The following is a 20,188-nucleotide window of genomic DNA, read 5'->3' as shown; positions in this document are numbered from 1 at the left end:
TAGAGGGGAAAGGTCACGGAAGCTCAGCCAGAACTTCGCCAAGCGTCTGAACAAGCGTGTTGATTTCAGGTTCCGAGATGATCAGCGGCGGAGAAAGTGCGATGATGTCGCCGGTTACCCGGATCATGATCCCAGCGTCCCAGGCGCGTTTCATCGCCTCATAGGCTCGCTCGCCCGGCGCGCCTTCGCGCGGGGCCAGCTCGATGGCACCAACCAGCCCAAGGTTGCGGATGTCGATGACATTGGGCAGATCCCTCAGGCTGTGGAGCTGATCCTCCCACGGTTGCGACAGCAGCGCCGCGCGGCGGAACAGGTCGTTCTGTTCGTAGCTTTCCAGCGCCGCCAGTGCGGCTGCGCTGGACACCGGGTTGGCCGAGTAGGTGTAGCCGTGGAACAATTCGATCGGCGCGTCGGCGTTTTCCATGGCGGAATTGTAGATCGCGTCGGACACGATGACCGCGCCCATCGGGATGACGCCGTTTGTCAGCCCTTTGGCGGTGGTGATGATGTCCGGCGTAACGCCGAAATATTCCGACGCGGTTGCCGCACCCAGACGGCCGAACGCGGTGATGACCTCGTCAAAGATCAGCAGGATGCCGTGCCGGTCACAGATCTCGCGCAGCCGTTGCAGATACCCCTTGGGCGGCAGCAGCACACCGGTGGACCCTGCCATCGGCTCGACGATGACGGCCGCGATGGTCGAGGCATCATGCAGCGCAACGATGCGCTCCAGATCATCGGCCAGTTCGGCGCCATGCGCGGGGCAGCCGCGGGTGAATGCGTTCTTTTCCAGATCATGAGTATGACGCAGGTGATCGGTTCCGGTCAGGAGCGTGCCGAAGTGCATGCGGTTTTTCACGATGCCCCCGACCGAGATGCCGCCGAAGCCGGTGCCATGGTAACCGCGTTCGCGCCCGATCAGACGTGTGCGGGCGCTGTCGCCGCGCATCCGGTGGTAATGCAGCGCAATCTTGAGCGCGGTGTCGACCGACTCAGACCCCGAGTTGGTAAAGAACGCATGGCTCATCCCCTCTGGCATCATCGCCGTCAGCTTGCCCGCCAGCTCGAACGCCTGTGGGTGGGCAAACTGGAAATTCGGAGCATAGTCCAGCTCGTGAACCTGCTTCTGCACTGCCTCTACAATGAGCGGATCACGATGGCCTGCATTAACGCACCACAACCCCGCGGTGCCGTCCATAATCCGGCGGCCGTCCGAGCTGGTGTAGTACATCCCTTCGGCAGACTGGATCATGCGGGGCTCGCGAAGGAAATCACGATTGGCCGAAAACGGCATCCAGAAAGACGACATGGTATTTGACTGAACGGGCATATCCATTCCTTGCAAGGCAGATTATTATTTGATGAGAGATACTTGCAAAGTTTCACCCTTTCGCACACCCGGCTTTGTAGGAATGTCTAAGTCATTGAAAAACAGATCGGGCCGCCTTAAGGTGCTTTCGATCAGAAGCAGGAAATCACAATGGGCGACTCTTCGGCACCCGATCTGGAAACCGCAAGACGCCTGCGATTGATTCGAACCTCAAAAGGTCTCAGCCAACGCGAGATGGCCAAGCGCGCGGGGGTGGGAAGCGGTACGATTTCCCAGATCGAGAGCGGATCAACCCAGCCTTCAGTGGCTCTGCTCAAGAAAATTCTCGCAGGTGTTGATGTTAACCTGGGTTTTTTCTTCAGCTTCGAACTGAAGAACGAGGACAACTTTTTCTTTCCTCACAGCGGTATGCGGGACCTGGGGTCGCCGGGCGTATCCTACCTGCTGGTCGCAGGTGAGCGGCGGAATCGAAAGCTGCAGATGCTGATTGAAGAGTACGGTGTCGGTGCAGACTCGGGCCGTGGAGCCCTGTCGCATGAGGGCGAAGAATGTGCGGTCGTTATTGAGGGGCGTCTGGAAGTAACAGTAGATGGACAATCCAGAATTCTAGGCCCAGGAGACGCTTATTACTTTTCCAGCATCCTGCCACACCGGTTCCGCAACGCCGGGGACAAGGTGTGCAAAGTCATCAGCGCGTGTACGCCTTCATCGTTCTAGGCCGGGTCGGGTGTCCGGGCTAACGATGTTCCAAGATGGTATTTTCCTGGTGGTTCCGGCCGATTTGCCCAAATCATTGGTGCCAGACAGTACATAGAATTGTGCCGAATGTTCACTAATGTCCTGCAGCCCGGGTCCCGGCTCTCTGAGGATGCTGTGTTGCACCTGACCGGAAGGTTTGACCAAGCTGCACTGCGGCGGCCATAGGCGGGACCAACGGCAGCTTGGCTCCGAACATGCTTCGGCCAATGGCGGCTTTACGCGTTTCCTTGCCGCTAACTGCCCAGTGCAGCATTTGGCGATGCGGGCTCAGAGCCGCCGATCGCTGGGCCTTGGCCCAATAGCAGCCTTGAATGGAGCATGCAGGCAAAGCCCTCGCCTTGCCTGCAAACGCTAATCAGTTCGCGACCGGGCCCTCAGATGTGAACTTCGGGATCACGCTGTCCGAGGCCGCCTTACCCTCAATGCCCGGCCAGTTGCCTTCGGCCAGGTTGATGTTGCCGGGGATGTCCTCTTCCCAGAAGCCAACCACCACGTCGGTGATGTTCAGATAGAGCTTGTCGTCGACGATGCGCCAGAGGTTCGGGTTGGCCGGTACCTTGCCGCCCTTGGAGACGCCATAGGCGCAGTGGCCGTCATACTGCGGCGCATAATAGGCCGGGTTGGCGGAGAACATGTCGCGGTTCTCTGCCGAAGCGAAGGCCCAGGTGGCACCGTTATACTCGGCGGTGAACTCGGTGCTGCCGCGCACCGGGGCGGTCTGCGGGGTGCCGACCGGGTTCATCTCAAGGCTGCGGTAGGCCACCACGTCGTAGCCGGACACCGCATAGCCGGTGCCATCGACATACTGCTCCCCGGCAAAGGCCGGCAGGGCAAAGGAGAGCGCTGCCGCAGCAGCAAAAACAAGACGCTTCATGAAATCATCCCTTTCATCGGTGATCGCTTCAATTCGGGCACCGGTCCAACGCACCGGCCTTGGCACTGACATTACCGCCCCGGCAGCAAATGCGAAGGGGGGCTCACGGCTCTGTGTCCGGGAACGAGAGGATGTGAGCACATTGTAAAATTTCCGCGTGCAGACCTTCCAGTCATTGGAATTTCCGGAACACCCCTTATCTCTGGCTGAGCCGGTCGCCGCAGCGCGTGCGATTGAGACGCAACAGGAAACAATTGAGAGCAAGGCCGACAGATGAGCGACACCCCCTACACCCCGCCGAAAGTCTGGAAATGGGAACAGGCGAACGGCGGCGAATTTGCCTCGATCAACCGCCCGATTGCAGGCGCGACCCACGACAAGACGCTGCCCGCCGGCAAGCACCCCTTCCAGCTCTATTCGCTGGCGACCCCGAACGGGGTGAAGGTCACCGTGATGTTCGAGGAGCTGCTGGCCGCGGGCCACACAGATGCAGAGTATGACGCCTGGCTGATCAAGATCGGCGACGGCGACCAGTTCAGCTCTGGTTTTGTCGATGTGAACCCGAACTCCAAGATCCCGGCCCTGCTGGACCGCAGCGGCGCGGAGCCAGTGCGGGTGTTCGAAAGCGGCTCGATCCTGCTGCATCTGGCGGAGAAGTTCGGGGCGTTCCTGCCCAAGGCGGGCGCGGCCCGTGCCGAGACCCTGAACTGGCTGTTCTGGCAGATGGGCAGCGCGCCCTACCTGGGCGGCGGCTTTGGCCATTTCTATGCCTATGCGCCGGAAAAATTCCAGTATCCGATCGACCGTTTCACCATGGAAACCAAACGTCAGCTGGATGTGCTGGACCGGCAGCTGGCAGAGCGGGACTTCATTGCGGGTGACGAATACACCATCGCCGATATCGCCATCTGGCCCTGGTACGGCCAGCTGGTACTGGGTCGCAACTATGGCGATGCGGCAGAGTTTCTGGATGCGGCGAGCTACACCAACGTGGTCCGCTGGGCCAAGGCCATCGACGCTCGCCCGGCGGTGCAGCGCGGCCGCATGGTGAACCGCACCTCCGGAGATCCGGAAACGCAGCTGCATGAACGCCACAACGCCAGCGATTTCGAGACCCGCACCCAGGATAAGCTGGAACCGGCAGAATAACCCCCGCCTTCAAGGCTCAGGTTCAAGGATTGCCAAGCGCCCGCCTCGCCGCGGGCGCTTTTTTTCCGGCTACATCCAGCCCACCTGCGTCAGGGCATGCACATCGTTCCAGACCTTGGTCATGTGGCGGATTTTGCCGCCGTCAAAGTCCAGCACGTAGACATAGTCCGAAGCGACCGTCTTGCCCGTCGGCGCGCCGTTTCCGGCGTCCACCGTATGGGTGCCATGGAACACCGCAAACAAGATCGCGCGGCTGGCGTCCTCATCCACCGTGAGGGATTTGAACTCCGCATGGGCATCCGGCATCGGTGTCAGCAGACCCTTGGCCCATTCGGTATATTCCGCAAGCGTCTTGATCTCCGCCAGCGCGTCCGCCTGGACCGAGAAGGTGGCGTCCGGCGTGCACCATTCCTGGCAAACTTCCCATCCTTTGCCCGCGTCACAGGCCTCGCAGAAATCATGTGCGGTTTGTTTGATGGACATCGTTTCCCCTCCCTGCTGGGTTGCCGGGCACGGGCCGCAGCCCTGCCCTTGCAGCAGCAGATAAGGCGAAAACGGCGGTGGGCGAGAAATGCCTATTTGAGCCGCGGCGGCTTTTCCGGGTCGCTGCCGGGTTTCACCGGTTTCAATTCCTGCGGCGCCTTAGGCTGCGGCAGGTCAAAACGCAGGCCGACGCGGGCCAGGCTGGCCGCCACCGGGTCCTCGGCCGCGAAGAAGCCCACATCCATCGCACCGGCCTCAATGCCGGAGAAGGTCAGCGCTTCGCTGGCGGCCTTGGCAAGCGAGGCCTGCGCGGCCTCCTTGGCACCGACGAAGCCCAACAGATGCCCCTGCCCGCCGCCAGCATAGCGCACACCGGCCAGATAGGCCGCCGCCGCCAGCCCGCCCGCGGTGGCAAGCTTGGCGCCCAGCGCCGTCAGCAGCGCCTCCGGCAGGCCCTTGGGAGCGGTGAATTCGGTGACGCCGGCCTCGACCTCCTGCGGTGCATGGCCCAGGGTCTGGTGCAGCCAGTTGATCGCCTCTGCCGGGATCAGGAAGGCGGAGGGCGCCACCTCCAGGTTCAGCCCCAGTCCAATTCCCTGGCCAACCCCCTGCCCCGCCAGCATCTGTGCCACCACCCGGCCCGACAGCGCCGCGTAAGGCACCGCCTGGCCGGCAAATTGCGCCAGCCGCTCCTCCCGGTCGAACACCAGAACGAAGGCGCCGTCCGGCGTCTCGAACAGCGCTGGCGAGATCTGCCCCCCCGCGGCTTCTTCCTCCAGCATCAGGAACAGCTCCGCATCCGCCAGCCGTTCATAGAACCGCAGCCGGGCGGCATCATCCTCGGGCGCAGCCTCCATCGCGGCGTGGGCCAGATCCAGCGGGGTTTCATCTGTCATCGCATCAGCTCCTTCACCCGGGCCTGCAAAACCGGCAGCAGCTCCGCCTCGAACCAGGGGTTTTTCTTCAGCCATCCGGTATTACGCCAGGACGGATGCGGCAAGGGGAAGACCTGCGGCGCATGATCCCGCCAGCCGCGGACAACATCCGTCACCGGCCCCTTCAGCCCCAGGTGATAACGCTGCGCATGGGCGCCCACCAGCACCTTCAGCTGCACCTCCGGCAAGTGGTCCATCACCTGATGATGCCAGGTTTTGCCGCAGACCGCAGGCGGCGGCAGGTCAGCTTTCTTGTCGTTGTAGCCGGGAAAGCAGAACCCCATCGGCACCACCGCGACGCGGTCCTTGTTGTAAAACTCCGCCTCGCTCAGCCCCAGCCAGGCCCGCAGCCGGTCGCCGGAAGGATCGGTAAAGGGCCGGCCGCTTTCGTGCACCCGCACCCCCGGCGCCTGGCCTGCAATCAGGATGCGCGCTGCAGGGCGGAACCACACCACAGGGCGCGGCGCATGCGCGGTGGCGGTCGCTGCAAAGCGGTCCGCGCAGATCCGGCAGTTGCGAATCTGCGCCTTCAGCCGCTGGCTGGCCTTCATTGTTTCAGCTTTGGAAACAGCCATCTTGCGCCCCGTAAGTCTGTTCTGCCTGCAATTTCCGGCACCTGCGGTCAGGACAGGCGGCAAATTGGTTAAGACTTGGTTGATGATTTATGTCACAATTCGACATAATAAGGCCAAATTCACCCCGTAGGCCATTAACACTCTTTTGATAAGAAAGGGCCATGGGCGCGCTGTAAGCGCCTGGGCAATGAGGCACAACAGAGCCCGCCACTGGGCCGCAAGGGCAGTACCGGAACAAGCGATGCTTGAGTTTGAAAACGTCAGCAAGTCCTTTTGGACAGGAACCCAGCGCAAGGTGATCCTTGACCGCGTGTCGTTCCGCATCGAGCCCGGCAAATCGCTGGGCGTGCTGGCCCCGAACGGCACCGGCAAGACCACCCTGATCAACATGATGGCAGGCCTCGAAAAACCCGACGAGGGCGAGATCCGCCGCAACTGCAAGGTGTCCTTCCCGCTCGGGTTCATGGGCGGCGTCATCAGCCGCCTGTCGGCGATGGAGAACTGCCGCTACATTGCCAAGCTTTACGGCCTCGATCCGGATTATGTGGAGGCCTACTGCCGCTGGCTCTGCGGGCTCAAGGAATATTTCGACCAGCCGGTGGGCACCTATTCCTCAGGTATGCGGGCGCGGTTCAGTTTCTCGCTGATGCTGGCGCTGGACTTCGACATCTACCTGATCGACGAGGGCATGCCCTCCACCACCGATGTGGAATTCAACCGCAAGGCCGGCGAGATCCTGCAGGAACGGCTGCAGACCACCACGATCATCATCGTCTCGCACCAGGCCAAGACACTGGAAAAATTTGCCCGTTCAGCTGCCGTCCTCTTGCAGGGGCAGCTGCACATGTTTGACACTCTGGAAGAAGCGAAACAGCTCTATGACTACGAAACCGAGAGCTAAGAAGTTCCGCATCCGCCGCAGCGCCTCTGTTGCCGGCGCCGAGGCCCAGCCGCAAGCGCCGGAGCAGCCGCGCGCTGCCGCCGCTGCGCAGCCGGCAGCCCCGGCGGCAGCGCCTTCGGGGGCTGCAACGGCTGGCGCCGGGGATGGCGGCGCGCCGATGTCCGGCATGGTCAGCTCGCCCCGCGAAACCAGGATGGAAACCGATATCGACGCGATCCGCCAGGAGGGTCTCACCGGCCGCCAGCTGCGCCTGGCACGGCGGATGGCGCAGAAGCACAACCTGCCCGCCACCTCGGATTTCGAAGCGGTGCGGATGCTGCGCGAGCGCGGCATCGACCCATTCAAACGCGCCAACATGCTGGAGCTGGTGGTGCCCCAGAACAAGGCGCAGCCTGCAGGCACCCCGCCCGCCCCCGGCTCGGTCCAGCTGCCGCAAACGGTTCCGGCCGGCAAAACCAACCTGCCCTCAACAGAGCTGAGCCCGGCAGAGCGGCGCGCCCGTGAAATCCAGGACATCCAGCGCGACATTGCCCGCCGCCGCCGCCGCAAACTGTCGCTGCTGGCGGCGCGGCTGGCGTTCTTCGTGATGCTGCCGACCCTGGCCGCGGGCTATTACTTCTATTCGGTGGCCACACCGATGTTCTCCTCCAAATCCGAATTCCTGGTGCTGAAGGCCGACAGCGCGGCCGGCGGCGTCGGCGGGCTGCTCAGCGGCACCCAGTTTGCCACCAGCCAGGATTCAATCGCGGTGCAAAGCTACCTGATGTCGAAGGAGGCGATGCTGCGGCTCGACGACGAGGTCGGGTTCAAGGCGCATTTCACCCAGGAATGGCTGGACCCGATCCAGCGGCTGGAGAGCGATCCGACCAACGAGGAGGCTTATGCCACCTACAACCGCAATGTGAAGATCGGCTATGACCCGACCGAGGGCGTGGTGCGGATGGAGGTCTCTGCCGCGGACCCCGAAGTGGCGGCGGAGTTTTCGCGCAAGCTGATTTCCTATGCGCAGGAGAAGGTAAACAACCTCTCGCAGCAGAAGCGCGCCGACCAGATGTCCGAAGCGGAGCAGGCCCTGCTTGACGCCGAGGCCCAGCGCCGCGCTGCGCAGGAACGGCTGGTGGTGCTGCAGCAGCAGGGCGCCGTCCTCGATCCCGAGGGCGTAGTGGCCTCGCTGCGCACCCAGATCAGCACCTTTGAGATCCAGCTGGAGGAAAAACGGCTGGAGCTGGCCGCGCTTCAGGACAACGCCCGCCCCAACCGGGCCAAGGTCAGCGGCGCGGAGGCCGACATCCGGCGGCTGGAGGCGGTCATTTCCAGCCTCAACAACCGGATGGTCGATGCCTCGGCCGGCGAAAACTCGCTTGCCAACCTGCGCATCCAGATCCAGATGGCGCAGGCCGACCTCGCCACCCGCGACCTGATGCTGCAATCGGCCTTGCAGCAAGTGGAAACCACCCGGCTGGAGGCCAACCGCCAGGTCCGCTACCTGACCACCGCGGTGGAGCCGGTTGCCAGCGACGAGCCCTCCTATCCGCGCAAGTTCGAGAATACCGTTTTGGCATTCCTGATCTTTTCCGGTATTTACCTGATGTGTTCGCTCACCGCGTCCATCCTGCGGGAGCAGGTCTCATCGTAAAGCCATCGGGTACCCATGAAAAACATCGATATCGCCGGCCTCACCGTTGGCAATGACCGTCCGCTGACCTTCATCGCCGGTCCCTGCCAGCTGGAAACCGAAGACCACGCCCGGATGATTGCCGGGCAGCTCAAGGAAGCCTGCGACAAGGCAGGCGCCCAGTTCGTGTTCAAAGCCTCCTACGACAAGGCCAACCGCACCTCGCTGTCGGGCAAGCGCGGCCTTGGCATTGACGAGGGACTGAAGGTGCTGGACACCATCCGCCGCGAATTCGGCGTGCCGGTGCTGACCGATGTCCACACCGAGGAACAATGCGCTGTGGCGGCTGAGGCCGTCGACATCCTCCAGATCCCGGCCTTCCTGTGCCGCCAGACCGACATGCTGCTGGCTGCGGGCAACACCGGCAAGGCGGTGAACATCAAGAAAGGCCAGTTCCTGGCGCCCTGGGACATGGCCAATGTGGTCGCCAAAGTCGAAAGCACCGGGAACACCAACATCCTGCTGACCGAGCGCGGCACTTCCTTTGGCTACAACACACTCGTGGCCGACATGCGCTCGCTGCCGCAGATGGCACAGGGCGGCTATCCGGTGGTGATGGACGCCACCCATTCGGTGCAGCAGCCCGGCGGCAAGGGCGGCTCCACCGGCGGCCAACGCGAGTTTGCCCCGCTGATGGCCCGCGCAGCGGTCTCGCTGGGCATCGCCTCGGTCTTCATCGAGACCCATCAGGACCCGGACAATGCACCGTCCGACGGGCCGAACATGATCTACCTCGACCAGATGCCGCAGCTGATCGAAAGCCTGATGCGCTTTGACGCGCTGGCCAAGGCCGACCCGATCCGTATTTGACCTAAAAAGAGATTTTCAACATGACCAAACCGCTGTCCGAGGTGACCCCGAACACCTGGAGCTTTCTGCGCGACGCGATGATCAAGCCGACGGGCTTCCGCGAATATGATGCGCGCTGGAAATCCCCGGAAGAGATCAACCTGCCCGGCATGACCGCCCTGGGCCTGGGCCTCGGCACCCAGATGCGCAAGCGCGGGATCGACCCGGTGATCGCGGTCGGCAACGACTACCGCGACTATTCGCTGGCGATCAAAAACGCGCTGATCCTGGGCCTGATGCAGGCCGGCATTCAGGTCAAGGACATCGGTCCGGCACTGTCGCCGATGGCCTATTTCGCCCAGTTCCACCTGGATGTGCCCGCGGTTGCCATGGTCACCGCCAGCCACAACCCCAACGGCTGGACCGGCGTCAAGATGGGCTTTGACCGCCCGCTGACCCATGGCCCCGACGAGATGGGCGAACTGCGCGACATCGTGCTGAACGGCGAAGGCCAGCCTGCCCCCGGCGGCTCCTATGAGTTCGTGGAGGGCGTCAAGGAAGCTTACCTGGACGACCTGGCAGGCGGTTTCAAAATGTCCCGCCCGCTCAAGGTGGTCTGCGCCACCGGCAACGGCACCGCCTCGGCCTTTGCGCCGGAGCTGTTCAAACGCATCGGCGTCGAGGTGGTCGAGAGCCACAACGAGCTGGACTACACCTTCCCGCATTACAACCCCAACCCCGAGGCCATGGAGATGCTGCACGACATGTCGGCATCCGTGAAGGCTTCCGGCGCCGATCTGGCGCTTGGCTTTGACGGCGACGGCGACCGCTGCGGCGTGGTTGATGACGAGGGCGAGGAGATCTTTGCCGACAAGGTTGGCGTGATCATGGCCCGCGACCTCAGCAAGATCTATCCGAACTCCACCTTTGTGGCGGATGTGAAATCTACCGGCCTGTTTGCATCCGACCCGGAACTGCAGAAGAACGGTGTGACGGCGGACTACTGGAAGACCGGCCACAGCCACATGAAGCGGCGGGTGAAGGAAATCGGCGCCCTGGCAGGTTTTGAAAAATCCGGCCACTACTTCCTGGCTGAGCCCGTTGGCCGCGGCTACGACTGCGGCATGCGGGTGGCGGTTGAGGTCTGCAAGATGCTGGACCGCAACCCGGATATGTCGATGTCCGATCTGCGCAAGGCGCTGCCCAAGACCTGGTCCACCCCGACCATGTCGCCCTATTGCGCCGACACCGAGAAATACGCCGTGCTGGAGCGGCTGGTGCAGAAGCTGGTCGCCAAGCATGAGGCTGGCGAGCAATTCGCAGGCCGCGCGATCAAGGAAGTTGTCACCGTGAACGGCGCCCGGGTGATCCTGGACAATGGCTCTTGGGGGCTGGTGCGGGCGTCCTCCAACACCCCGAACCTGGTGGTGGTCTGCGAAAGTTCCGAAAGCGAGGCAGAAATGCGGGCGATCTTTGCCGATATCGACGCGGTGATCCGCACTGAACCGCTGGTGGGCGACTACGACCAGACCATCTGATCCCGGTTCACATGAGGGATTTCGCCTGCTTCGCAGGCGATCCGCGCCCGCCTACGGCGGGCGCTTTTCTTTTGGCTGAGAAGCGACCTAAGGGCAGGTCTGCCCTTAGGTGCGCGTTCCCCAGTTTACGACGCCTGCAACCGCGTCAAGGACGCGCCGGGCTGCGCCCGGAGGCCGCGCGGCCTTCCTTGACCCGGCCGCAGGCCCAATGGGTCAATCGCCGCCAAGCAGGCGCAGCAGCTGGTCGCGGGCTTCCTGTTCGATCCGCTGTTTCAGCACATCGTTCAGGTCCTGCTCGGGCGCGATTTCGGTTTCCAGGTCCAGCTCCTCAGCCAGTTTCTGGCGCACCCGGTCTTTGGCTTCCTGCTCGATCTCTTCGATCTTCGGCTGCAGCGCCTGGCTGAAATCCGGGCGGATGTCCGGATTGTCCCAGCTGCCGCGGATGCGCACCGGAATGGTCAGCACCTGATCGCGGCCCGCCCGCACCAGCTGCGGTGTGAACAAGTAGTCGATGTCGCGCGCCCCCAGCCCGATCCGGCCCTTGCCCTCGGCCCGGAACCCCTTGAGCAGCACCAGCAAGTCTTCGTTGCGCAGGTTGCCGCCTTCGATGGTGTAGCTGGCGGTCAGCTGGTCGAACACGGTGCTGCCGCCATTGCCGCCTGAGCGCATCAGCTGCTCAAGGTCGAACCCGGTGAAGAAGCCCTTGCCCGCCTCCAGCCAGCCCTTGCCGCTCAGCGAGCGCATGATGGCCGCCACCGAGTTGCCGGAGCCGAGGAATTCCAGTTCGCCAAGCGCCTCGCCATTCAGCCGGTCATAGCCCGCGGTTTCACCCAGCGCGCGTTCCAGCCGGATACCGGTGAAGGTCATCTTGCCCGCCACCGACAGGCCGTTTCGGTTGTTGGCCACCAGCTGCCCCTGCACCTGGCCGCCGAACATCGCCGCCGGCAGAAATTTCAGCACCGCGCGGCTGCGCTCCACCGTCAGGTTCAGTTTGCTGGCCCCAAGGTTCACCCCGCCAGTGCGCAGGCTGTCAAACGTCAGGTCCACCACCGCATCCGCCAGCCCCAGCGCCGAGGCGTCAATCACGTCCTCCGGCCAGCCGCTGCTGCCGGAGGTGCCGCTGCCCGCGCCGCCAGCGCTGCCCGCAAAGGCCGTGAAATCCAGCGCCCCGCCCCGCAGCTGCGCGGTTATATTGGGGCGGTCCCTGAATTCCACATCCGCGGCACCGGTCAGCCGGTTGGCGCCCAGCTCCAGCGCCAGGTCCCGCATCGACAGCCGCCCGTCGGCAGTATAGGTCACATCGGCGCCAAACACCGCCTTCTGCGCCAGCGCATCCGGCAGGAACACCCCCAGCGCCACGCCGGTCTTCAGCGCATCCTCTGCCCCAAACGTCAGCCGCCCGCTGGCCTCGCCATTGATGCCGGCGTGGCCGTCAAACCGCCCCTTGCCGCCCGGTGCCGTGATGGTTGCGCCAACCGACGAAACCTCCCCCGCCAGGAAGGCTGCAAAGGTGCCGATCTCCGCGTCCACCTCCACCGGTTCCCCCGCCGGGCGCAGGGTGGCCTTGGCGTTCACGGTGCCCGCCGGGTCCGGCCACAACAGGCTGAGGTCGATGTTCTTCATCTCCACCGGCGCTTCGCCGTGGGCCGCATAGCGCAGCGAGGCCCCGGTCAGCTCCACCGCCTCGATCCGCAACGGCAGCGCACCACCGCTTGCAGTGCCCGAGCCGCCCGCCGCCGCGCCGCTGCCGCCCATCACCCAGTTGCCAACACCCTCGGCATTGGTTGCCAGATTGAGATGCGGCAGGATGGCAGAGACCTCGGTGACCCGCACATCGCCCTGGATCAGCTCGGCGGCGGAAACCCCGATGGTCAGCCGCTCCGCCCGCAGCAGCGGCTCCGGCCCGGCCCAATCCGCATTGGAGAGCGTCACCGCATCGGCCTTGACGCCCAGCGTGGGCCAGAAGGTGAAGCGCACCTTGCCGCCAAAATCCAGCTTGCGCCCGGTCTGTGTCTCCAGCTGATCCGCTGCCAGCCGCGCGATCTTCTCGCCCGGCAGCAAGAGCACCAGCGCCGCCAGCAGCACCACCGTCAGCACCAGCGCCGTCACCACCCGGAATATCAGCTTCATTGGCCCGCTCCTCTTGCCTTGCCCCATGTTCCCCAATGGGTTTTGCGCAGCTTACCGCGTGGGCGTGCGGGTGCAATGCACGAAGCCCCCGCACGGCATCAAAGCTTTGCGTGTTCAGACCAGAAATCTCCAGCAACCTGCGAAAATGCACCTCCCCGGTGCACAAGGGGTGTACAGGCGGTGCACGGCCGGCATCCCCCGTTTTCCTTGCCTCCTGCCGCATTCCTGATATATGCGCGCGCATGACCAGTACCCCGTCCAGCAACCCGCCCAGCCTCCGCCCTGACCTTGCCCCGGAACCGCAGTTCCGCGAGGCGCCCCGTGACGGCCAGCCGACCCTCGGCATGGTGTCGCTCGGCTGCCCCAAGGCGCTGGTGGACAGCGAGCGCATCCTGACCCGGCTGCGCGCCGAGGGCTACGGCATCTCACCCGATTACGCCGGCGCCGACGCGGTGATCGTCAACACCTGCGGCTTCCTCGACAGCGCCAAGGCGGAAAGCCTGGAGGCGATCGGCGAAGCGCTGAAGGAAAACGGCAAGGTGATCGTGACCGGCTGCCTCGGCGCCGAGCCGGACTATATCCGCGAGCATCACCCGCGCATCCACGCGGTCACCGGCCCGCACCAGTATGAACAGGTGCTGGACGCGGTGCATTCCGCGGTGCCGCCTAGCCCGAACCCATACGTGGACCTGCTGCCCGCAGCCGGTGTGAAACTCACCCCGCGGCACTTCAGTTATCTCAAGATTTCAGAAGGTTGCAACCACAAGTGCAAGTTCTGCATCATCCCGGACATGCGCGGCAAACTGGCCTCGCGCCCGGTGCACGCGGTGCTGCGCGAGGCGGAGAAACTGGTTGAGGCCGGGGTGCGCGAACTCCTGGTGATTTCGCAGGACACCTCTGCCTACGGGCTGGACCGCAAGTACTCAAGCCACCTCTGGAAGGGGGAGGAGGTGCGCAGCCATATCCTCGACCTGTCCCGAGAGCTGGGCAAGCTGGCCCCGGCAGAGGACCTGTGGGTGCGGCTGCACTATGTCTACCCCTACCCGCATGTGCGTGAGCTGATCCCGCTGATGGCGGACCCGGACAACGCGCTGCTGCCGTACCTGGACATCCCCTTCCAGCACGCCCACCCGGACGTGCTGCGCCGCATGGCCCGGCCCGCCGCCGCCGCCAAGACGCTGGACGAGATCAACGCCTGGCGCGCGACCTGCCCCGATATCACCCTGCGCTCCACCTTCATCGTCGGCTTCCCGGGTGAGACAGAGGCGGAGTTCCAGCACCTGCTCGACTGGATGGACGAGGCGCAGCTGGATAGAGTGGGTTGTTTTAAATACGAAAATGTCGATGGCGCGCGTTCCAACGACCTGCCGGACCACGTGCCGGAAGAGGTGAAGCAGGAGCGCTGGGAACGCTTCATGGAGAAGGCCCAGGCGATCTCCGAAGCCAAGCTGGCGGCCAAGGTTGGCCAAACGATGCAAGTGATCGTCGACGACATTGACGAAGACGGCATCGCCACCTGCCGCACCAAGGCCGATGCGCCGGAGATCGACGGCAACCTGTTCATCGACGAGGGTACGGACGGGTTGCAGGCGGGCGATCTGGTGACGGTCGTTGTGGACGAGGCCGGGGAGTATGACTTGTGGGGATGTGTCGGAAACTAACTAAAGGTCTTATCCTCTTCGGACAATTTGGAAATCGTTAAGCTACCGCTCGGGCTATAGTGGTTCACATCCAAGTCTGCCGCTCCTAGAAGTGTCTTAAAAATTAGCTCCATAGCCGCGTACTGCCTGTTGACCTCAGCAACTGTGAACGAGGCCAAGAATGGAGGGCGCTGCAATTCTGATAGCTGCTTCTCAGATGGCCGCCCGTCAAACTCCTTTCGAAATGGCTTCGGGTTCTGCAACTTTGGGTGAGCCATTTGATTTCTCATCTTTATCAACCCTTTTGCGGCAGAGCAGGCATCTTCAAAGTCCTTTCTGTTAAGAGAAAAGTGCTTCTTTAGAAGCTCTAATTTCTCAGTAGCCTTCGCACTATCTGGCCATCCTCCTCCAAACACGTGGCTCCCAACTACGTTAAGATTTGCTTCGTTCGCAAAGGCCGTTAGGACCAATGCGGACATGCACAAATACGTCAAACCACCACGCTCGTCACTTTGATCTGCTTCCCCCACTTTCTTAACAAGATTCCAAGCAGCATTTGCAGCCCACACATGGGCTGCGACTGTGTTCTCGCCACTGACAACGTATTTTTCCTTCATGTTAAAGTTCCCAAGAGGTTTTGCGAAAGAGTATGTTAACTTAGGTGCCGCCGCCAAAGCGCTCAACCCTAACATGTAATTCTTTCGACACCTGACTCAAAGCCCGCGCAACGCGCGGGCTTTGGGTTTTCCCTCCCCTCACGCCAATTCCCTGCTACGCTCTCCCAAAACCGCAACCAGCCAGGGAGAACGCCCAGCCATGTCAGACACTCCGGAAATCGCCCAGAAAGCCCCCTTCCCCGTCGAGGTGACAGAGGGAAAGACCTATTTCTGGTGCGCCTGCGGCAAGTCCTCGCGGCAGCCGTTCTGCGATGGCTCGCACAAGGGCACGGATTTCGAGCCGGTTAAGTATAAGGCAGAGAAGGACGGCAAACTGTTCTTCTGCGGCTGCAAGCACTCGGGCAAGAAGCCGCTCTGCGACGGCAGCCACTCCAAGCTTTAGGGTCAGGACCCGGGCATCAGCCGCTTGAAGACACCGGCGCTGGGGCAGAACTCCGGCACTGCGGGAGCGTCATCGCGGCGGGCGGACAGCCACAGGGCACAGGACTTGCTGCAGCCGGCGCTGCGGCAGCTGGTGACCATGCGGGCATAGTCCAGCCCGCTGAGGCGGCCAGCTTTCACCGCCGCGTCCAGATCGACTCCTGCGGCCTCTGACACGGCGCGCAGCAGCCACAGGTGGCGGAAGATATTGCCGAGGCCCTCTGCCTCCGCTGCCATGTCTTTCATGCGCCGCGGCCCTTCAGCTGCATCAGCTGGTCCGCATTGCGGCAGCCGGGCATCGGCGCACCGGCGCGGGTATTGGCATCCAGAAAGGCCTCGCACTGCGCGGGCGCATCGCAGCCGCGGCAGCGGGTGATCATTGCCGCCCAGTCCTCGTGGCTGATGACGCCTGAGGCAAAGGCGGCGGACAGGTCAACGCCCGTGGCCTGGCCCATCCGGGCCATCAGGCGCAGATGGTAAAGGGGATCGCCCAGCGGCTGCATGGCATCAGCTCCTGTTACGCGTGGCTCTCGTTCAGATAGCCGAGCAGATCGCGGTTGCGGCAGAAATCCGGGGCATCAGCACCCGGGCGCTGGCCCTCTGCCAGCCATTTGCGGCAGGCGCCGACGCCGCCGCAGCGGGTGCAGCGCAGCACGGCCTCGGCAATCTCGTCAAAACGCAGGGTGCCGGCCACGGCCTCTTCCTCCAGGTCCAGCCCGACGGCGCAGGCCATCCGGTCGAACAGTTCGGCGTGGGTTTTCAGGTCAGCTTCGGCGGTCATCGCGCATACCCCGTAATCATGCATTGCCGGGGCAGCTTAGCCGCAGGCGGCGGGTATGGATTTGACTCAGGTCAACCGGCGGGAAATTTCAGGCGGCGCTCCCGCCCCGGTGGTCCAGATAGGCGCGCACTGCATCCTGAACCCGTCGGAAGCGGTCGCCGCCCAGTTTCTTGCCGCCATACCAGCGGGTGACAATGATGACGTGATCGGTGATGCCTTCCCGCTCCATCATCCGCAGAATCACCATGCCTGCGCCGCTTTCGCCGTCGTCGGCCTTGAGCCCGCCGGTGGGCAGCATTGCCGCCCAGGTGTTGTGGGTCGCCTTGGCGTAGGCGCGCTCCGACTTCAGCTCCGCCAGCACCGCATCCACCTCCTCGCGCGAGGTCACGCGCGCGCCAGTGACCGCGTATTTTGAGCCGCGGTCCGTCAGCACCACGCCGAGCTTTTCCAGCGCGGGGGCGGAGGTGTCCCTGGCAGCCACGGTCAGTTCAGGTTGTTGCGGTCGATTGTCGCCTGCACCACCCGCACCCGGTCCGGGTTGGCCGGGTGGGTGCCGAGGAACCGGTCGCCCGGATCCGGCAAGCGGTTGAAGAAGCGCACGCCGACGCTGGGCCGGTAGCCGGACTTGTGGGTGATGATGGTGCCCAGCTCATCCGCCTCCAGCTCAAAATCCTTGGAATAGGTGCGGGCGCCGACAAAGCCGCCGATATCCTGCGCGGTTGACACGCTGGCAGACCCGCCCCCCGCCAGCGCGGTGATCAGCCCGGCGCCGACGCTGACCAGCGCAGAGTTCTGCGCCTGCCGCGCCAGGTGGCCGCGGATGTGGTGGGCTGCCTCATGCGACATCACAAAGGCCAGCTCGTCATGATTGGCAATCTGCCCCAGCATCCGCCGGGTGAAGGTGATCACAGGGCGGCCGTTGCGGTCGAGGCTCTGGTAGGCGTTGGGGGCGGCGTTCGGATTCGGGTCGATGCGGATCAGGAAATCGCAGTTCAAGCCCTGAGTGCGGCTGCGGCATTCGCGTTCTGCCACCGGCTCCACCCGGCGGGTGACAGCGGCAAAGGCACTGCTGGCCTCACCCGGCGCCAGCCCCTGCACCGGCTGCTGCGGCGCGGTCCCGACAGGTTGGGGACCCGGTTCCACCACCATGTTGCAGGCGCTGGCAGTCAGGGCAATCAAACACAGAAAACGGCGCATGGCACATCCTTTTGACAGTCGTCCGCACATTATCGCGCAAGCCCCGGGGATGGCAATTGCCCGGCGGCGGAAGTTCGCCGTTACATTGGAATGATCGCCAGCAATTGCAAGGCCTTGCCAGCAGGTCGCGCGCAGTGCAGGCTGGGGGCATGTTTACCATCGAACATGAATTCGACTCGACGGTCATCACCCTTGTTGACGAGAACAACACTCCGCTCAACGAGGATGTAACCATCAATTCCTTTGCCGAATGCGTGACGGTCGAGCAATACGACCCGCGCACCGACAGCGTGCAGAAAATCACCCTCTCGCACCTGATGGTGCGGGACCTGGCCGCCGCTCTGGACCTGCCTGAAGGCGTCTACCGGCTAGTGGGCGAAGACTAGCGCTCAGGCCCTGATCCTCAGCCTGGCCCGGTGTAGACGAACACCTTGTCCCGGGAAGTTGCCCCGCGGCGCAATTCCAGGTTCGACGCCGCGGTGCCCATCGCCGCGGCCAGCAGGCTGCGGATGGCTTCGGTTGCCTTGCCGTTTTCCGGCGCCGCGGTGACAGAGACCTTCAGTGCGCCCTCTGCCTCCACGATGGCATTGCGCGCCGCCTTGGGCGTCGCGCGCAATGCTATCTCTGCACCCGTAACGCACATATGGCTCAGATCCGGCAGGTCTTTCTTTCTTGGCTTCCCCATGCAGCAACACATGCCCTGTGCCGGCGGCAAAAGCCATAGACTTTGCCGCCCTCCCGCAGCTATCACCCACACAGCGAAACCCAAGCCCCGCCGCCTGCTGCATTTCCGGCACAGATGGTTCGCAAGGCCCGTTGGCTCTTGAAAAAACACCCCCAGCTGCCGAGATAGGCAGCAACAGATGTAAAAAGGTTTCACATATGCCTGCACGCAATGACGCAGCCCTTGATTTTCTGCTGTCGCGCCGCTCCCGCCCGGCCAAGACGCTGGTAGCGCCAGCACCTTCGCGCGAAGAGCTGCTGCCGATCCTGACCGCCGCCGCACGCTCCCCCGATCATGGCAAGCTGGAGCCCTGGCGCTTTGCCGTGGTAGAGCAGCCCGCGATGGCGCGGCTAGCGGAGCTGACAGAGGAATGCGGCCAGCGCCTTGGCAAAAGCCCGGAGGATACCGCCAAGGGCCGCAGCCAGTTCGACCAAGGCCAGCTGGCCGTGGTAGTGATCGAGGTGCAAAAGGACAGCCCCAAGATCCCAGCCATCGAGCAGACCTACTCCGCCGGCGCCGTTTGCCTGGCGCTGCTGAATGCGGCGCTGGCTGCCGGCTGGGGTGCCAACTGGCTGACCGGCTGGGCCAGCCATGACAGGGGCTTCTGCGAAGCCGCCTTTGGCCTCGCAGAGAACGAGCGCATCGCCGGCATCATCCACATCGCCACCGAAAGCTCCGCCCCGCCGGAGCGCCCGCGCCCGGACCTTGAGGCCATCACAACCTGGATGAGCGCATGATCTTCACCGCCTTTTTCAAGACCCTCGGCCAGACCGGCGACCCGCGCTTCCGCAAGGTGCTGTTCCTGGGGCTGGGGCTGACCATTGCCCTGCTGATCGCGGCCTACGCGGGCTTCCTGATGCTGATCCAATGGCTTGTCGGCCCTGAGGCCACGCTGCCGGTCCTGGGCGAAGTCACCTGGCTCGACGACCTCCTGTCGTTCGGCTCGCTGTTTTTCATGCTGTTCTTGTCGGTCTTCCTGATGGTGCCGGTGGCCTCCGCCATCACCTCGATGTTCCTGGAGGAAGTCGCCCAGGCGGTGGAGGACAAGCACTACCCGGCCCTGCCCCCGGCGGCCAAGGTGCCGTTCTGGGACGCGGTCAAGGACACGGTGAATTTCCTTGGCCTGCTGATCGCGGCCAACATCCTTGCGCTGTTCCTCTATGTGATGTTCCCGCCCGCGGCGCTGTTCATCTTCTGGGGCCTCAATGGCTTCCTGCTGGGCCGGGAATATTTCACCCTCGCCGCCGCCCGCCGGGTCGGCACTGCTGAGGCCAAGAAGCTGCGCCGCCGCCATTCCACCACCATCTGGGCTGCCGGGACTCTGATGGCGGTGCCGCTGTCGGTGCCGCTGGTGAACCTGGTGATCCCGATCCTGGGCGCTGCCACCTTCACCCACATCTACCACGCGCTGGCCCGCCGCTAGGCCAGCGCCGCCCTCTCCGGCCTGCGCCGGGTCAAGGCCGGCGCCAGCCGCCGCGCGGCACGCGCGGTTCAGCCTTGACGCGGTAGAGGCCGCAATACACTTGCGATAGCGCCTTGAGGGGCAGCCCCGCCCCTCAAGCGCTTCTCAGCAGAAAAGCTTTTGTTGTGTCCGCAAATCTTGCTGGCTGA

Annotated in this window: 24 protein-coding genes; 11 read left to right on the top strand and 13 right to left on the bottom strand. The window is 63.6% G+C overall.

Annotated elements, in window-relative coordinates:
- Positions 1–13: 13 nt before the first annotated feature.
- The gene (locus RA25_RS00275; protein WP_039169330.1) at positions 14–1,336 is read right to left on the bottom strand and encodes an aspartate aminotransferase family protein; all 1,323 of its coding nucleotides are present in this window, start codon (positions 1,334–1,336) and stop codon (positions 14–16) included.
- 144 nt (positions 1,337–1,480) lie between these two features.
- Here RA25_RS00275 and RA25_RS00270 point away from each other — a divergent pair, with 144 nt between their 5' ends.
- On the top strand, positions 1,481–2,047 hold the full coding sequence (locus RA25_RS00270; protein WP_052254122.1) for a cupin domain-containing protein: 567 nt from the start codon (positions 1,481–1,483) through the stop codon (positions 2,045–2,047).
- Positions 2,048–2,444: 397 nt separating this feature from the next.
- Here the strand turns inward: RA25_RS00270 and RA25_RS00265 are convergent, their stop codons facing one another.
- Positions 2,445–2,963, bottom strand: a complete 519-nt coding sequence (locus RA25_RS00265) for a YHS domain-containing (seleno)protein (protein WP_039151496.1) — start codon at positions 2,961–2,963, stop codon at positions 2,445–2,447.
- Positions 2,964–3,236: 273 nt separating this feature from the next.
- On the opposite strand from RA25_RS00265, the gene yghU reads away from it, so the two are divergent.
- The gene (yghU, locus tag RA25_RS00260; protein ID WP_039169327.1) at positions 3,237–4,112 is read left to right on the top strand and encodes a glutathione-dependent disulfide-bond oxidoreductase; all 876 of its coding nucleotides are present in this window, start codon (positions 3,237–3,239) and stop codon (positions 4,110–4,112) included.
- A gap of 69 nt (positions 4,113–4,181) precedes the next feature.
- Here yghU and RA25_RS00255 read toward each other — a convergent pair whose 3' ends face one another.
- The 3 genes from RA25_RS00255 to RA25_RS00245 form a co-directional block, all read right to left on the bottom strand.
- On the bottom strand, positions 4,182–4,595 hold the full coding sequence (locus RA25_RS00255) for an ester cyclase (RefSeq protein WP_039169326.1): 414 nt from the start codon (positions 4,593–4,595) through the stop codon (positions 4,182–4,184).
- 92 nt (positions 4,596–4,687) lie between these two features.
- Complete coding sequence (locus RA25_RS00250) at positions 4,688–5,491, bottom strand: SseB family protein (RefSeq protein WP_039169323.1); 804 nt, start codon at positions 5,489–5,491, stop codon at positions 4,688–4,690.
- The gene (locus RA25_RS00245) at positions 5,488–6,105 is read right to left on the bottom strand and encodes a uracil-DNA glycosylase family protein (protein WP_446720358.1); all 618 of its coding nucleotides are present in this window, start codon (positions 6,103–6,105) and stop codon (positions 5,488–5,490) included. Before RA25_RS00245 ends, RA25_RS00250 begins: the two co-directional genes overlap by 4 nt.
- 241 nt (positions 6,106–6,346) lie before the next feature.
- Between RA25_RS00245 and RA25_RS00240 the strand changes: the two genes are divergently transcribed.
- The 4 genes from RA25_RS00240 to RA25_RS00225 are packed head-to-tail and all read left to right on the top strand — an operon-like array spanning position 6,347 to position 11,008.
- Positions 6,347–7,006 (top strand): ABC transporter ATP-binding protein, encoded by a 660-nt coding sequence (locus RA25_RS00240; protein ID WP_019296077.1) that lies wholly within the window; start codon positions 6,347–6,349, stop codon positions 7,004–7,006.
- Complete coding sequence (locus tag RA25_RS00235; protein WP_039169320.1) at positions 6,984–8,642, top strand: capsule biosynthesis protein; 1,659 nt, start codon at positions 6,984–6,986, stop codon at positions 8,640–8,642. The genes RA25_RS00240 and RA25_RS00235 overlap by 23 nt, the downstream gene beginning before the upstream one ends.
- Before the next feature lie 15 nt (positions 8,643–8,657).
- Entirely contained in the window at positions 8,658–9,491 is an 834-nt protein-coding gene (gene kdsA / locus RA25_RS00230) for a 3-deoxy-8-phosphooctulonate synthase (protein ID WP_039169317.1), read from the top strand.
- Positions 9,492–9,511: 20 nt separating this feature from the next.
- Positions 9,512–11,008 (top strand): phosphomannomutase/phosphoglucomutase, encoded by a 1,497-nt coding sequence (locus tag RA25_RS00225; protein WP_039169315.1) that lies wholly within the window; start codon positions 9,512–9,514, stop codon positions 11,006–11,008.
- A gap of 213 nt (positions 11,009–11,221) precedes the next feature.
- Here RA25_RS00225 and RA25_RS00220 read toward each other — a convergent pair whose 3' ends face one another.
- Positions 11,222–13,138 carry an AsmA family protein gene (locus RA25_RS00220; RefSeq protein WP_039151439.1) on the bottom strand — a complete coding sequence of 639 codons (1,917 nt, stop codon included), beginning with the start codon at positions 13,136–13,138 and terminating at the stop codon, positions 11,222–11,224.
- 242 nt (positions 13,139–13,380) lie between these two features.
- On the opposite strand from RA25_RS00220, the gene rimO reads away from it, so the two are divergent.
- Positions 13,381–14,799 (top strand): 30S ribosomal protein S12 methylthiotransferase RimO, encoded by a 1,419-nt coding sequence (gene rimO, locus RA25_RS00215; protein WP_039169311.1) that lies wholly within the window; start codon positions 13,381–13,383, stop codon positions 14,797–14,799.
- Here rimO and RA25_RS00210 read toward each other — a convergent pair.
- Positions 14,796–15,395, bottom strand: coding sequence for a hypothetical protein (locus RA25_RS00210; protein ID WP_039169308.1), 600 nt, complete (start codon positions 15,393–15,395; stop codon positions 14,796–14,798). The two genes, rimO and RA25_RS00210, sit on opposite strands and share 4 nt — an antisense overlap.
- Before the next feature lie 199 nt (positions 15,396–15,594).
- Here RA25_RS00210 and RA25_RS00205 point away from each other — a divergent pair, with 199 nt between their 5' ends.
- Positions 15,595–15,837 (top strand): CDGSH iron-sulfur domain-containing protein, encoded by a 243-nt coding sequence (locus tag RA25_RS00205; protein ID WP_039169305.1) that lies wholly within the window; start codon positions 15,595–15,597, stop codon positions 15,835–15,837.
- A gap of 2 nt (positions 15,838–15,839) precedes the next feature.
- Here RA25_RS00205 and RA25_RS00200 read toward each other — a convergent pair whose 3' ends face one another.
- From RA25_RS00200 to RA25_RS00180, 5 genes are all read right to left on the bottom strand, one after another.
- Entirely contained in the window at positions 15,840–16,121 is a 282-nt protein-coding gene (locus tag RA25_RS00200; RefSeq protein ID WP_039151458.1) for a DUF6455 family protein, read from the bottom strand.
- Positions 16,118–16,378 carry a DUF6455 family protein gene (locus RA25_RS00195; protein WP_039169302.1) on the bottom strand — a complete coding sequence of 87 codons (261 nt, stop codon included), beginning with the start codon at positions 16,376–16,378 and terminating at the stop codon, positions 16,118–16,120. The genes RA25_RS00200 and RA25_RS00195 overlap by 4 nt, the downstream gene beginning before the upstream one ends.
- Before the next feature lie 14 nt (positions 16,379–16,392).
- A complete protein-coding gene (locus tag RA25_RS00190; protein ID WP_039169297.1) occupies positions 16,393–16,656 on the bottom strand; it encodes a DUF6455 family protein in 264 nt (87 codons plus the stop codon).
- A gap of 88 nt (positions 16,657–16,744) precedes the next feature.
- A complete protein-coding gene (locus RA25_RS00185; RefSeq protein WP_193747951.1) occupies positions 16,745–17,137 on the bottom strand; it encodes a YigZ family protein in 393 nt (130 codons plus the stop codon).
- A gap of 2 nt (positions 17,138–17,139) precedes the next feature.
- Positions 17,140–17,853: a M48 family metalloprotease gene (locus RA25_RS00180; protein WP_019296064.1), complete on the bottom strand. Its 714-nt coding sequence runs from the start codon at positions 17,851–17,853 to the stop codon at positions 17,140–17,142.
- Between the two features lie 149 nt (positions 17,854–18,002).
- Between RA25_RS00180 and RA25_RS00175 the strand changes: the two genes are divergently transcribed.
- Complete coding sequence (locus tag RA25_RS00175; protein WP_019296063.1) at positions 18,003–18,239, top strand: hypothetical protein; 237 nt, start codon at positions 18,003–18,005, stop codon at positions 18,237–18,239.
- Positions 18,240–18,256: 17 nt separating this feature from the next.
- Here the strand turns inward: RA25_RS00175 and RA25_RS00170 are convergent, their stop codons facing one another.
- Positions 18,257–18,538 carry a DUF167 domain-containing protein gene (locus tag RA25_RS00170; RefSeq protein WP_039169294.1) on the bottom strand — a complete coding sequence of 94 codons (282 nt, stop codon included), beginning with the start codon at positions 18,536–18,538 and terminating at the stop codon, positions 18,257–18,259.
- 197 nt (positions 18,539–18,735) lie between these two features.
- On the opposite strand from RA25_RS00170, the gene RA25_RS00165 reads away from it, so the two are divergent.
- Positions 18,736–19,314, top strand: a complete 579-nt coding sequence (locus RA25_RS00165; protein WP_039169292.1) for a nitroreductase family protein — start codon at positions 18,736–18,738, stop codon at positions 19,312–19,314.
- Complete coding sequence (locus tag RA25_RS00160) at positions 19,311–20,000, top strand: EI24 domain-containing protein (RefSeq protein WP_039151469.1); 690 nt, start codon at positions 19,311–19,313, stop codon at positions 19,998–20,000. The genes RA25_RS00165 and RA25_RS00160 overlap by 4 nt, the downstream gene beginning before the upstream one ends.
- The last annotated feature ends 188 nt before the right edge of the window (positions 20,001–20,188 follow it).

Source organism: Leisingera sp. ANG-S5 (assembly GCF_000813925.1).
GTDB lineage: Bacteria > Pseudomonadota > Alphaproteobacteria > Rhodobacterales > Rhodobacteraceae > Leisingera.
This window is presented reverse-complemented; position numbering and strand designations above follow the sequence as displayed.

Bases quoted from the DNA above. Each gene is read 5' to 3' on its own strand.
- RA25_RS00275 (WP_039169330.1), bottom strand. From the start codon at position 1,336: ATGGATATGCCCGTTCAGTCAAATACCATGTCGTCTTTCTGGATGCCG.
- RA25_RS00270 (WP_052254122.1), top strand. From the start codon at position 1,481: ATGGGCGACTCTTCGGCACCCGATCTGGAAACCGCAAGACGCCTGCGA.
- RA25_RS00265 (WP_039151496.1), bottom strand. From the start codon at position 2,963: ATGAAGCGTCTTGTTTTTGCTGCTGCGGCAGCGCTCTCCTTTGCCCTG.
- yghU (WP_039169327.1), top strand. From the start codon at position 3,237: ATGAGCGACACCCCCTACACCCCGCCGAAAGTCTGGAAATGGGAACAG.
- RA25_RS00255 (WP_039169326.1), bottom strand. From the start codon at position 4,595: ATGTCCATCAAACAAACCGCACATGATTTCTGCGAGGCCTGTGACGCG.
- RA25_RS00250 (WP_039169323.1), bottom strand. From the start codon at position 5,491: ATGACAGATGAAACCCCGCTGGATCTGGCCCACGCCGCGATGGAGGCT.
- RA25_RS00245 (WP_446720358.1), bottom strand. From the start codon at position 6,105: ATGGCTGTTTCCAAAGCTGAAACAATGAAGGCCAGCCAGCGGCTGAAG.
- RA25_RS00240 (WP_019296077.1), top strand. From the start codon at position 6,347: ATGCTTGAGTTTGAAAACGTCAGCAAGTCCTTTTGGACAGGAACCCAG.
- RA25_RS00235 (WP_039169320.1), top strand. From the start codon at position 6,984: ATGACTACGAAACCGAGAGCTAAGAAGTTCCGCATCCGCCGCAGCGCC.
- kdsA (WP_039169317.1), top strand. From the start codon at position 8,658: ATGAAAAACATCGATATCGCCGGCCTCACCGTTGGCAATGACCGTCCG.
- RA25_RS00225 (WP_039169315.1), top strand. From the start codon at position 9,512: ATGACCAAACCGCTGTCCGAGGTGACCCCGAACACCTGGAGCTTTCTG.
- RA25_RS00220 (WP_039151439.1), bottom strand. From the start codon at position 13,138: ATGAAGCTGATATTCCGGGTGGTGACGGCGCTGGTGCTGACGGTGGTG.
- rimO (WP_039169311.1), top strand. From the start codon at position 13,381: ATGACCAGTACCCCGTCCAGCAACCCGCCCAGCCTCCGCCCTGACCTT.
- RA25_RS00210 (WP_039169308.1), bottom strand. From the start codon at position 15,395: ATGAAGGAAAAATACGTTGTCAGTGGCGAGAACACAGTCGCAGCCCAT.
- RA25_RS00205 (WP_039169305.1), top strand. From the start codon at position 15,595: ATGTCAGACACTCCGGAAATCGCCCAGAAAGCCCCCTTCCCCGTCGAG.
- RA25_RS00200 (WP_039151458.1), bottom strand. From the start codon at position 16,121: ATGAAAGACATGGCAGCGGAGGCAGAGGGCCTCGGCAATATCTTCCGC.
- RA25_RS00195 (WP_039169302.1), bottom strand. From the start codon at position 16,378: ATGCAGCCGCTGGGCGATCCCCTTTACCATCTGCGCCTGATGGCCCGG.
- RA25_RS00190 (WP_039169297.1), bottom strand. From the start codon at position 16,656: ATGACCGCCGAAGCTGACCTGAAAACCCACGCCGAACTGTTCGACCGG.
- RA25_RS00180 (WP_019296064.1), bottom strand. From the start codon at position 17,853: ATGCGCCGTTTTCTGTGTTTGATTGCCCTGACTGCCAGCGCCTGCAAC.
- RA25_RS00175 (WP_019296063.1), top strand. From the start codon at position 18,003: ATGTTTACCATCGAACATGAATTCGACTCGACGGTCATCACCCTTGTT.
- RA25_RS00170 (WP_039169294.1), bottom strand. From the start codon at position 18,538: ATGGGGAAGCCAAGAAAGAAAGACCTGCCGGATCTGAGCCATATGTGC.
- RA25_RS00165 (WP_039169292.1), top strand. From the start codon at position 18,736: ATGCCTGCACGCAATGACGCAGCCCTTGATTTTCTGCTGTCGCGCCGC.
- RA25_RS00160 (WP_039151469.1), top strand. From the start codon at position 19,311: ATGATCTTCACCGCCTTTTTCAAGACCCTCGGCCAGACCGGCGACCCG.